We start from the raw sequence: 10,654 nt of genomic DNA on the forward strand, positions 1-10,654 counted from the left end.
GACGCCCCTCGCGGCCCGGAGGGGGGTACGGGGCCGGAGCTCAGAAAAGGGTGGGTATGCGCAGGGTCCCCGGGTTCGGCAGCGGCGTCCGCAATCCCGCGAACGCGGCCATGGCGGCCGTCACGGTGTTCGCCCTGTGCTCAGGGGTGTGGCTGCTGCGCGACGGCGCCGAGACACACGCCCCGCCGCAGCCGTCCGCCGCGCAGGCCCGGGCCGGGCTGGACGGCGGGGCCGGTGAGCGGGCGGCCGTGCCCGCGCTACCGCCCTCGCCGCCCGACCGGATCCGCATCCCCGCCCTTCGCGTCGACGCGCCGCTGACCGGGCTCGGCCTGACGAAGACCGGCAGCCTCGACGTGCCGCCCGCGGCGGAGAAGAACCTCGCCGGCTGGTACGAGGCCGGTGCCACCCCCGGTGAGCGGGGCACCGCGATCGTCGCCGGACATGTCGACAACGCCGACGGTCCCGCCGTCTTCTACGACCTCGGCGCCCTGACCAGGGGCAGTACGGTCGAGGTGGACCGGCGGGACGGCGGCGTCGCGGTGTTCACCGTGGACGCCGTCGAGGTGTACGCCGCGAAGGACTTCCCCGACGAGAAGGTCTACGGTGCCGCCCGACGCCCCGAACTGCGGGTCATCACCTGCGGCGGCGGCTGGTCACGCGGCACCGGGTACCAGGGGAACGTCGTCGTCTTCGCGCACCTGACCGGCAGCCGGTGACGCTTCCAGGACGTTGGCCCTGCCCCAGGCACCCAGTGGTTCCAGCGCCTCGTTCAGGGACACGCCCCGGGCCGTCAGCGAGTACTCCACCCGCGGCGGCACCTCGTCGTACGCCTCGCGGTGCACCAGCCCGTCGGCCTCCATCTCCCGCAGGTGCGAGGCGAGCACCTTCTCGGTGACACCGGGCAGTTGGCGGCGCAGTTCCCCGAAGCGGCACGCCCGCTCGCTCAGCGCCCAGAGGATCAGCACCTTCCACTTGCCGCCGATCACATCCATCGCCGCGTCGATCCCGCAGATGTACGCACCCGGCCGCCGTCCCGTCGTCCCCATGCCCGGTCTCCTCCCCGTTCGCTGCCTGGACTCTTCCCCCGGGGTAACCACCCACTTCGAAGTACGTACTTGAGCAGGCACGTTCCCTGCGACGAGCCTAAACGCCATGACCGACACCGCAGTTGATTCCCGTACCCCTCTCACTCTTCTCGGCACCGGGGCCATGGGCACCGCCCTCGCCCGGGCCTGGCTCGCCGCCGGGCACGAGGTGACCGTCTGGAACCGCACCGCCGCCCGTGCGGAGGCCCTCGCCGCCGAGGGCGCCACCGTCGCCCGGAGCGCCGCCGAGGCCGTGGCCGCGAACCGCCTGGTGATCGTTTGTCTGCTGGACGACGCCTCTGTGGGCGAGGCCCTCGACGACACCGACCTCACCGGGCGGGACTTGGTGAACCTGACGACCGGCACCCCGGGGGACGGCCGGGCGCGCGCCGCCTGGGCCGAAGCACGCGGCGCCCGGTTCCTGGACGCCGGGATCATGGCCGTCCCGCCGATGATCGGCGCCCCGGGCTCCGGCGGCTACGTCTTCTACAGCGGCTCCCCCGAGCTGTTCGAGGAGCACCGCGACACGCTCGCCGTCCCGGCCGGCACCCGTTACGTGGGGGCCGACCCGGGCTTCGCCGCGCTGTACGACGTGGCGCTGCTGAGCGCGATGAGCGGCATGTTCGCGGGCATCGCCCACGCCTTCGCGCTGATCCGCCCGGAGGACATCGCGCCGAAGGACTTCGCCCCGCTGCTCGTGGACTGGCTGACCGCGATGGCCCCGGCCGCGCACCAGACCGCCGAGCAGCTGCAGACGGGCGACTACACCAAGGGCGTCGTCTCCAACCTGGCGATGCAGGTGGCGGGCAACGCCACCCTGCTGCGCACGGCCGGGGAACAACGGGTCGGCCCGGAGCTGCTGACGCCGTACATGGAGCTCATGGAGCGCAGGCTCGCGCAGGGGCACGGGGAGGAGGACGGGACGGGGATCGTCGAGCTGCTGGACCTGCGAGGGCGCTAGGCGATCCACTGCTCGTACGCCAGGTTCGCCACCAGGGCGAAGACGACCGTCAGCAGCACGATGCGGACGAAGCCGCTGCCCTGCTTCAGGGCGGTGTGGGCGCCGAGGGTGCCGCCCGCCAGGTTGAAGACGGCCATCAGGGCGGCCAGTTGCCACAGCACGGCGCCCTGCCAGGCGAAGGTGGCCAGCGCCCCCGCGTTGGTGCAGCAGTTGACGATCTTCGCGGTGGCGGAGGCCGTGACGAGGTCGAGGTGGAGGATCGCGGTGAGCGCGAGGACCAGGAAGGTGCCGGTGCCGGGGCCGATCAGACCGTCGTAGAAGCCGATGCCGAGGCCCGCGAGGCCGATCGCGGCGAGGATGCGGCGGCGGCCGGCCGGACCGGTCGCGGGGGCCGTACCGAAGGCGGGCCGCAAAATCACGAAGGCGGCGACCCCGAGCAGGACCACCATGATCACCGGCTTGAGGACGTCGGTGCTCATCCCCGCCGCGAAGAAGGCCCCGGCCGAGGACCCGGCGAGGGCGGCCAGTCCGATGCGGACGGCGGTGCGCACGTCCACCGGGGCCTTGCGGGCGTACGTCACCGCCGCGCCCGTGGTGCCGACGATGGCGACGGCCTTGTTGGTGCCCAGCGCGTGTGCGGCGGGTGTGTTCGCCGGCAGTCCGAGCAGCAGCACGGGCAACAGCAGGAGGCCGCCCCCACCGACCACGGCGTCGATCCACCCGGCGGCGAGGGCCGCGACGCAGAGCAGGACGATCATGGTCAGCGATATGTCGGGCATGATCGCGAGCCTATGCGAGGGGGGTGGCAGCCCGGTGCGACCGCCCTCACAGTCGGCCGTCGTCGCAGTTCAGGAACCCTCACACCCGCCGGCGCCGCCCGCTGAGGGCAGCGTTCCCCGCGGGAAACAGAGGTGATGCTGCCGGGTAACACCGGCACCGCACGCTCGAGTGCATGACCTCGAATGAGCGTGTGGTGGTGATCGGCACCGGCCTCGCGGGCGTACGGCTCGCCCGGCGGCTCGGTGAGCTCGGCACGCCCGCGCTGCTGATCGGCGAGGAGGAACACCGGCCCTACAACCGGGTCCTGCTCGCCGAGGTGCTGGCCGGACGGTACAGCCCCGAGGTGATCGCCCTGCCGGCCCCGGCCCGTATCGTGCGCGGCCGGGTCGTCGGTGTCGACCGCGCGCAGCGTACCGTCGCCTGCGCGGACGGGACGGTGATCGCATACGACCGGCTCGTTCTCGCGACCGGCTCGAACCCCGTACTGCCGCCGCTGCGGGGGCTGTTCACCGAGAACCACGAACTGCCCGAGGGCGTGCACGCCTTCCGGACCATGGACGACTGCCTGGGGCTGTCGAAGGCGGTCCGGCCGGGCGCACGGGCCGTCGTCGTCGGCGGCGGTCTCCTCGGCGTGTCGGCGGCCCGGGCACTCGCCCTGCGCGGCGCCCAGGTCGTGCTCGCCCAGCAGTCCGAGCGACTGATGGAACGCCAGCTCGACCCGGCCGCCTCGAAGCTCGTCAAGCGGCACCTGACCGACCTGGGCGTCGAGGTGCACACCGAGTGCCGTGTGCGGGACGTGCGCTGCGTCGGCGGCGCGGTGCGCTCGGTGGAGATGGCCGACGGATACGCGCTCGACGCGGACCTGGTGGTCGTCGCCTGCGGTGTCCACCCCCGGGTCGGTCTCGCGCAGGCCGCCGGACTCGACGTCCGCAAGGGCGTCGTCGTCGACGACGAGCTGCGCACCTCCGACCCGTACATCCACGCCGTCGGCGACTGCGCCCAGCATGCCGACGTGCTCTACGGACTCGCCACTCCGGCGCTCGAACAGGCCGACACTCTCGCGGAGTTGCTGGCCGGGGACACGAACGCCCGGTACACCGGCACGCGCTCGCTGACCCGGCTCACCCTCACGGGGCACGACAGCCCCTTCGACCTCGCCGCGTTCGGCGAGACCGAGGCGCTCCCGGGCGACGACGTCGTCCAGCTCGCCGACGCCACCCGCGGCACCTACCGCAAGGTCGTCGTCCGCGACGACCGCCTGGTCGGCGGGGTCCTCGTCGGCGAACTCGGCACCGTCGGCGCGCTCGCCCGCGCCTGGGAGGGAGCAGAGCCGCTCCCCTCCGACGGCGGCCCCCTGCTCCACCTGCTCACCAACGATGGAGGCTCCTGATGACGGCCACCCCCGGGGCGACCCCCACGATCGTGCTCGTCGGCCACGGCATGGTCGGCCAGCGCTTCCTCGAAGCGCTCGCCGAGCGCGGCCTGACCGCCACGCACCGCGTGGTCGTACTCTGCGAGGAGCCGCGTCCGGCCTACGACCGCGTCGCTCTCACCTCGTACTTCTCCGGGAAGACGCCCGAGGACCTCTCCATGACCGACATGGAGTTCATCACCACGCACGGCATCGAGCTGTACGTCGGCGACCCGGCCGAGACCGTCGACCGTGAGGCGAAGAAGGTCACGGCCCGCTCGGGCCAGGTCTTCGACTACGACACCCTCGTCCTCGCCACCGGCTCCTTCCCCTTCGTCCCGCCGGTCCCCAACAAGGACGCCGAGGGCTGTTTCGTCTACCGCACGATCGAGGACCTGCTCGCGATCGAGGAGTACGCCAAGTCCAAGGCGACGGTCGGCGCGGTGGTCGGCGGTGGCCTGCTCGGACTGGAAGCGGCCGGTGCGCTGAAGGGCCTCGGACTCACCTCCCACATCGTGGAGTTCGCGCCCCGGCTGATGCCCGTCCAGGTGGACGACGGCGGCGGTGCCGCGCTGCTGCGCACCATCGAGGAGATGGGCCTGAGCGTCCACACGGGCGTGGGCACGCAGGAGATCCTGGTCGACTCCGAGGGTGCCGTCACCGGCATGAAGCTCTCCGACGGCTCTGAACTGGCCACCGACATGGTGGTCTTCTCCGCCGGTGTGCGCCCGCGCGACCAGCTGGCCCGCGACTGCGGACTGACGGTCGGCGAGCGCGGCGGCATCACGGTCGACGAGCAGTGCCGTACGGTCGCCGACCCGCACGTCTTCGCGATCGGCGAGTGCGCGCTGGCCTCGGACGGCCGGGTGTACGGCCTGGTGGCCCCGGGTTATGAGCAGGCCGAGACGGCGGCGGCCACGATCGCCTCGGACGAGGCGTCCTTCACCGGCGCGGACCTCTCCACCAAGCTGAAGCTGCTCGGCGTGGACGTGGCGTCCTTCGGCGACGCGCACGGCACCGCCGAGGACTGCCTGGACGTCGTCTACTCCGACTCCCGCGCCGGCCTGTACAAGAAGCTGGTCATCGGCCGCGACGGCACGCTGCTCGGCGGCATCCTGGTCGGCGACGCGGAGGCGTACGGCACGCTGAAGGCCTTCACCGGTTCGGTCCCGCCGGTCTCGCCCGAGTCGCTCGTGCTGCCGGCCGGTGCCGGGGAGCCCGTCCAGCTCGGCCCGTCGGCGCTGCCGGACGACGCGATCGTCTGCTCCTGCCACAACGTCTCCAAGGGCACGATCCGCGGCGCGGTCACCGACCACCAGTGCACGACCGTGCCCGAGGTGAAGAAGTGCACCAAGGCGGGCACCGGCTGCGGCTCCTGCGTGAAGGTCCTCGGCCAGCTCGTCAACGCCGAGCTGGAGGCGAGCGGCGTCGAGGTCGACAAGGGCCTGTGCGGCTGCTTCGCGCAGACCCGCGAGGAGCTCTACGAGATCGTCCTCGCCCTGCGCATCAACAGCTACCAGGACCTGCTGGACCGGCACGGCCGCGAGGAGGCCCGGGGCGGTGACGGCTGCGAGGTGTGCAAGCCGGCCGTCGGTTCGATCATCGCCTCCCTCGCTCCGGCGATCGGCGCGAGCGGCTACGTCCTGGACGGCGAGCAGGCGGCCCTGCAGGACACCAACGACCACTTCCTGGCCAACCTGCAGAAGAACGGCTCGTACTCGGTCGTGCCGCGGATCCCCGGCGGCGAGATCGCCCCGGAGAAGCTGATCGTGATCGGCGAGATCGCCCGCGACTTCGGCCTCTACACGAAGATCACCGGTGGTCAGCGGATCGACATGTTCGGCGCCCGCGTCGAGCAGCTGCCCTTGATCTGGGCCCGGCTGGTGGACGCCGGCTTCGAGTCCGGCCACGCCTACGGCAAGTCGCTGCGCACGGTGAAGTCCTGCGTCGGCCAGACCTGGTGCCGCTACGGCGTCCAGGACTCCGTGAAGATGGCGATCGACCTGGAGCTGCGCTACCGGGGGCTCCGGTCCCCCCACAAGCTCAAGTCGGCGGTCTCCGGCTGCCAGCGCGAGTGCGCGGAGGCCCAGTCGAAGGACTTCGGCGTGATCGCCACGGCCAACGGCTGGAACCTGTACGTCGGCGGCAACGGCGGCGCCACGCCCCGCCACGCGGACCTGCTGGCCCAGGACCTGTCGGACGCCGAACTGGTCCGGCTGATCGACCGGTTCCTGATGTTCTACATCCGTACGGCCGACCGCCTGGAGCGCACGTCGACCTGGCTGGAGCGGATCCCCGGCGGCCTCGACCACGTGCGGGACGTCGTCGTCCACGACTCACTCGGCATCTGCGACGAGCTGGAGCAGCTGATGCGGGCGCATGTCGCGCACTACCGCGACGAGTGGGCCGAGACCATCAACGACCCCGAGAAGCTCGCCCGGTTCGTGTCCTTCGTGAACGCCCCGGACACCCCGGACCCCGTCGTCGCCTTCGTGCCCGAGCGCGACCAGATGAAGCCCGACCTGCCGCTGCTGTCCATCGGCATGCGACCCGCCGCTGACGTACTGGAAGGAAGCGCCCAGCGATGACCCTGGCACCCGAGACCACCGACCTCACGATCGAAATCGCCCTGGACGACGACTGGTTCAAGGTGTGCGACCTGCGCGCGCTGCTCCCGGGCCGCGGGGTGGCCGCACTGCTGCCGGACGGCCGGCAGGCCGCGGTCTTCCGCGACCGCTCCGGTGAGCTGTTCGCCATCGACAACCGCGACCCCTTCACCGGCGCGGCCGTCCTCTCCCGGGGCCTCACCGGCACCCACCAGGGCCGCCCCTTCGTCGCCTCGCCCCTGCTGAAGCAGCGCTTCGACCTGACGTCCGGCCAGTGCCTGGACGACGAGTCGGTCCGGGTGACGGCGTACAAGGTGCGGACCTCGTAGAACCTTTATTGACTGATCGTTCTCGATAAGCCTAGGCTGCGGTACGTGGCCAGGACCAAGGAGTTCGATCCGGACGCCGCGCTCCAGGCAGCTCTCGAGTTGTTCTGGCGGCGCGGCTACGAGGCGACGTCGATGTCTGACCTCGTCGCGCACCTCGGCGTGGGGCGCGCCAGCATCTACGCGACCTTCGGCAGCAAGCACGAGCTGTATCTGAAGGCGCTGGACCGCTATCAGCAGTCGTGCGACCCGCAGCTGCTGAGCGAGCTGTCACTGCCGGGGCCGGCGCTGCCCGCCGTACGGGCGGTGGTGCGCCGCTTCGCCGCCGAGTCCACGGCCGAAGACCGGCGGCTGACCGGCTGTTTCGTCGTCAACACGGCCGCCGAACTTGCGCCGCACGACAGCGCCGCGTGCCGCCGCGTGGAGCACAGCTGGGACCAGCTGGAGACCCTGCTGCGGTCGGCCCTGGTCCGCGCGCAGGCCCAGGGTGAACTGGACCAGGACCGCGACCCGCGCGCCCTGGCCCGCATGCTGCTGGTTCTGATGCAGGGACTGCGGGTCGTCGGCAAGGCGTCGGCGGACCCGGCCCGGGTGCGGGACGCCGCGGAGCAGGCTCTGGCCCTGCTGGACTGAAACGGGCACCCCGAGAGGGTGCCCCTTTTTCATGCCCGAATACTGAACCGATCAGTCAAGAAACTCATCAGGAGAGATCATGACGAACCGCTTCACCGGCAGGACGGCCCTCGTCACCGGCGCGGGCTCCGGCATCGGACGGGCCACCGCCCTCGCGTTCGCGGCGGAGGGCGCGCACGTCGTCGTCGCGGGACGGCGCAGGGAACCGCTCGACGAGACCGTGACGCTGATCGAGGAGACGGGCGGCAAGGCCCTGGCCGTCACCGCCGACGTCACCCGGGCCGCCGACCTGCGGGACTTGGTCGACGCCGCCGTGGACCGCTTTGGATCGCTCGATGTCGCGGTGAACAACGCGGGAGTCCTGGAGGCCGGCGGGCAGCCTGCCGCGGACGTCTCCGAGGACGCCTGGCGTCGGATGCTCGACATCAACGTCACCGGTGTGCTGCTCGCCCTCCAGGCCGGGGTGCGCCAGATGCGCACCCAGCCGGGTGGCGGCGCCATCGTCAACATCGCCTCCCGCATCGGCGTTCACGGCCGCATCCCCGGCATGACCGCGTACGGCACCACGAAGGCGGCCGTGTCGGTCCTCACGCGCGGCGCCGCCCTGGACCACATCGCCGACGGCGTCCGCATCAACGCCGTCTCACCCGGCGCCGGCGCCACCTCCATGTCCCTCAAGCCGGGCGAGACGGAGGCCGACCGCGCGGAGCGCATGCGGACCGCGGTACCGGTCGGCCGCGTCTCCACGGTCGAGGAGATCGCAGCCGCCGTGCTGTACCTGGCCTCGGACGACGCGGCGTCGGTCGTGGGCACCGACCTGGTGGTGGACGGCGGCTCCACGGCCTGAGCCGGTTCAGCGCGGTGGCCGTGCCGTCGTGGACGAATGCCGGGGTGCCGGGGTGTGGGGGGCGTCGGCGGCGCGTTCACAGTGGGGCCAGTCGCCGAAGTCGTGGTCCCGGCTCCACAGTTTCCGGGCCGCCTGGATGTTCCATTCCGGGTCCAGGGCCTCGCGTGGCGAGCCGCCCAGGTCACGCAGGCGGGTGTCGGAGATCTGGAACAGACCCCAGTTCCGGGTGCCGTTGGTGTTGGGGAGGATGTGCAGCGGGTCGAGGAAGGACTGACAGTCGGCGATCGCCACCGCCTTGTCGGGCGTCTCGGGGAACACCTCGCGGACCCGCTCGCGCACCTTTTCCGGGGGCCACACGCTCATCCGCACGTCAGAGGTGTAGAGCGCCTTCTTGGTGGGTTCCCCGACGACTCCGTTGGGCTGCAGCCCGGCGAGCACCTGGAACGCCGTGACCCGGCGCAGGGTCTGCGGCCCGAAGTCCCCGTCCACACCGATGTCCGCACCCTTGGCGTGCAGCAGACGCTGCACCTCCCGCACGCACTCGTCGTGCTCGCCCATCGCGATCACCGGCGGGCAGCCGGCCGAGAACAACGGCCGGTCCTCGCCGGTGCCGCGTTCGCCGCCGGAGGACGACCGGCCGTTCGTCAGGGCCCAGGCGGAGACGCTGACGGCGGCGACGATCACGGCGGTGACGACGGAGGTGCGCAGCCGGCGCCGGCGTGGCCGTCCGGCGGGCCCCGGGCCCGGCTCGGTGTCCGGCTCACCGTTCCGGTCGGGGGCCGGGGGCGGGGCGTCCGTCTGGTCGGGGGCCGGGGACGGAGCGTCGGCCCGGTGGAGAGCGGGGTTCGAGGCATCGGGTTGGTCCGGGGCCGAGGCGCCGGGTTGGTCCGGGGCCGATGGGTCGGGTTGGTCCGGGGCCGAGGCGCCGGGCCGGCCGGGGGCTGATGCCGGGGCGTCCGCGGCGGCCCGCGCCGCGTCCGCCAGGGCCCACAGGCGGTGCAGGGTGCGCAGTTCGTCCGGGGTGGCGCCGCACACCGTGGCCAGCCGGTGGACGCTTCCGTAGTCCTGCGGCACCGAGGTGCCCCGGCAGTACCGGTGCAACGACGAACCGGACAGCCCGGACTTCCTGGCGAGGGCCTCGTAGCTCAGCCCGGACCGGCTCTTGAGCGAACGCAACAGCGCGGCGAACCGCTCCGTTTCAGGGCATGCGGACAACGCCTCTCCCCCCTCGGAATCCCCAGCGGACGCTGGTCGGGCGTCTCGTGCCGACACTGTGCCACCAAAGGCGTCCCATGGCCGTCCCAACGGTTCGGGAACGCGCCAGGCGGGCGGTGGGACGCCGTCCCGGCATCCCAACCGGCCCGGCCGTCCTTGCCGGGCCCGGTCTCGCCTTGCCAGCGTCGGGCCGTCCGCACCACCGTCCCCCCAGGCTTCGAGGAGACCAGGCTCATGCGCCTTTCCGCACTCCGGCACACCCGTAGGAACCCGCTGCTCGCGGTTCTCGCCGTCAGCGCCGCGGCCGTCACCGCCCTGGCCGTGCCCAGCTCCGCATCGGCGGCCCCGGCCGCGCCCGCCGCGGTGGACTGCGCGTCCGGGCACGTCTGTTTCTGGACCGGCGCCAACTTCACCGGCAGCAAGTGCTCGTGGGACGTGGCCGACCCCGACTGGCAGAGCGGTGCCGTCCGCTGTTCCTGGGCCGCCACGACCAACGTGAAGTCGGTGTGGAACGCCGGCACCAGCAGCTCCAGCGGCGTCGCGTACTACCGGGGCGCCGACTACTCCAACCGCGTCGGCTGCACCCGCCAGCAGCACGGCGGCAACCTGGCCGGTACGTACAAGGTCCGCTCCCACCGGTGGATCTCGGGCAGCTGCGGCTGAACCGGCCCCGCATACGAACGCGGTGGCGTGCACGCCCGCTCGGGTGTGCACGCGAGCCCTGCCTCGGTGAGGACGACCAGCCCGGCCTTCCCGGCGGCGGGCACCTGCTCCAGCACCGCCTCCGACA

At 72.3% G+C, this 10,654-nt stretch carries 11 protein-coding genes; 8 read left to right on the forward strand and 3 right to left on the reverse strand.

From position 1 onward, the window contains the following. Nucleotides 1–56: 56 nt before the first annotated feature. Nucleotides 57–716, forward strand: coding sequence for a class F sortase (locus ABT116_RS13285; RefSeq protein WP_351631907.1), 660 nt, complete (start codon nt 57–59; stop codon nt 714–716). Here ABT116_RS13285 and ABT116_RS13290 read toward each other — a convergent pair. Next, a complete protein-coding gene (locus tag ABT116_RS13290; RefSeq protein WP_351631910.1) occupies nt 654–1,046 on the reverse strand; it encodes a winged helix-turn-helix transcriptional regulator in 393 nt (130 codons plus the stop codon). The genes ABT116_RS13285 and ABT116_RS13290 overlap by 63 nt on opposite strands. Nucleotides 1,047–1,152: 106 nt before the next feature. Here ABT116_RS13290 and ABT116_RS13295 point away from each other — a divergent pair, with 106 nt between their 5' ends. Continuing rightward, on the forward strand, nt 1,153–2,046 hold the full coding sequence (locus ABT116_RS13295; protein WP_351631913.1) for an imine reductase family protein: 894 nt from the start codon (nt 1,153–1,155) through the stop codon (nt 2,044–2,046). Here the strand turns inward: ABT116_RS13295 and ABT116_RS13300 are convergent. Next, a complete protein-coding gene (locus tag ABT116_RS13300) occupies nt 2,043–2,825 on the reverse strand; it encodes a sulfite exporter TauE/SafE family protein (RefSeq protein ID WP_351631916.1) in 783 nt (260 codons plus the stop codon). The genes ABT116_RS13295 and ABT116_RS13300 overlap by 4 nt on opposite strands. Before the next feature lie 173 nt (nt 2,826–2,998). Here ABT116_RS13300 and ABT116_RS13305 point away from each other — a divergent pair, with 173 nt between their 5' ends. From ABT116_RS13305 to ABT116_RS13325, 5 genes are all read left to right on the forward strand, one after another. Further along, nucleotides 2,999–4,216 carry an NAD(P)/FAD-dependent oxidoreductase gene (locus ABT116_RS13305; RefSeq protein WP_351631919.1) on the forward strand — a complete coding sequence of 406 codons (1,218 nt, stop codon included), beginning with the start codon at nt 2,999–3,001 and terminating at the stop codon, nt 4,214–4,216. Further along, nucleotides 4,216–6,825, forward strand: coding sequence for a nitrite reductase large subunit NirB (gene nirB / locus ABT116_RS13310; protein ID WP_351631922.1), 2,610 nt, complete (start codon nt 4,216–4,218; stop codon nt 6,823–6,825). Before ABT116_RS13305 ends, nirB begins: the two co-directional genes overlap by 1 nt. Then, the gene (nirD, locus tag ABT116_RS13315) at nt 6,822–7,172 is read left to right on the forward strand and encodes a nitrite reductase small subunit NirD (RefSeq protein WP_351631925.1); all 351 of its coding nucleotides are present in this window, start codon (nt 6,822–6,824) and stop codon (nt 7,170–7,172) included. The genes nirB and nirD overlap by 4 nt, the downstream gene beginning before the upstream one ends. 45 nt (nt 7,173–7,217) lie before the next feature. Continuing rightward, entirely contained in the window at nt 7,218–7,802 is a 585-nt protein-coding gene (locus ABT116_RS13320) for a TetR/AcrR family transcriptional regulator (protein ID WP_351631928.1), read from the forward strand. 79 nt (nt 7,803–7,881) lie between these two features. Continuing rightward, nucleotides 7,882–8,649: an SDR family NAD(P)-dependent oxidoreductase gene (locus ABT116_RS13325; RefSeq protein ID WP_351631931.1), complete on the forward strand. Its 768-nt coding sequence runs from the start codon at nt 7,882–7,884 to the stop codon at nt 8,647–8,649. Nucleotides 8,650–8,655: 6 nt separating this feature from the next. Here the strand turns inward: ABT116_RS13325 and ABT116_RS13330 are convergent, their stop codons facing one another. Continuing rightward, complete coding sequence (locus ABT116_RS13330) at nt 8,656–9,864, reverse strand: helix-turn-helix domain-containing protein (RefSeq protein WP_351631934.1); 1,209 nt, start codon at nt 9,862–9,864, stop codon at nt 8,656–8,658. A 234-nt stretch (nt 9,865–10,098) separates the two neighbouring features. Between ABT116_RS13330 and ABT116_RS13335 the strand changes: the two genes are divergently transcribed. After that, nucleotides 10,099–10,527 carry a peptidase inhibitor family I36 protein gene (locus tag ABT116_RS13335; RefSeq protein WP_351631937.1) on the forward strand — a complete coding sequence of 143 codons (429 nt, stop codon included), beginning with the start codon at nt 10,099–10,101 and terminating at the stop codon, nt 10,525–10,527. Nucleotides 10,528–10,654 lie beyond the last annotated feature (127 nt).

The organism is Streptomyces sp. NPDC002130, assembly GCF_040296465.1.
In the GTDB taxonomy this organism is placed as follows: Bacteria; Actinomycetota; Actinomycetes; order Streptomycetales; family Streptomycetaceae; genus Streptomyces.

Coding starts and splice junctions, on each gene's coding strand:
- ABT116_RS13285 (WP_351631907.1), top strand. CDS start 57: ATGCGCAGGGTCCCCGGGTTCGGCAGCGGCGTCCGCAATCCCGCGAAC.
- ABT116_RS13290 (WP_351631910.1), bottom strand. CDS start 1,046: ATGGGGACGACGGGACGGCGGCCGGGTGCGTACATCTGCGGGATCGAC.
- ABT116_RS13295 (WP_351631913.1), top strand. CDS start 1,153: ATGACCGACACCGCAGTTGATTCCCGTACCCCTCTCACTCTTCTCGGC.
- ABT116_RS13300 (WP_351631916.1), bottom strand. CDS start 2,825: ATGCCCGACATATCGCTGACCATGATCGTCCTGCTCTGCGTCGCGGCC.
- ABT116_RS13305 (WP_351631919.1), top strand. CDS start 2,999: ATGACCTCGAATGAGCGTGTGGTGGTGATCGGCACCGGCCTCGCGGGC.
- nirB (WP_351631922.1), top strand. CDS start 4,216: ATGACGGCCACCCCCGGGGCGACCCCCACGATCGTGCTCGTCGGCCAC.
- nirD (WP_351631925.1), top strand. CDS start 6,822: ATGACCCTGGCACCCGAGACCACCGACCTCACGATCGAAATCGCCCTG.
- ABT116_RS13325 (WP_351631931.1), top strand. CDS start 7,882: ATGACGAACCGCTTCACCGGCAGGACGGCCCTCGTCACCGGCGCGGGC.
- ABT116_RS13335 (WP_351631937.1), top strand. CDS start 10,099: ATGCGCCTTTCCGCACTCCGGCACACCCGTAGGAACCCGCTGCTCGCG.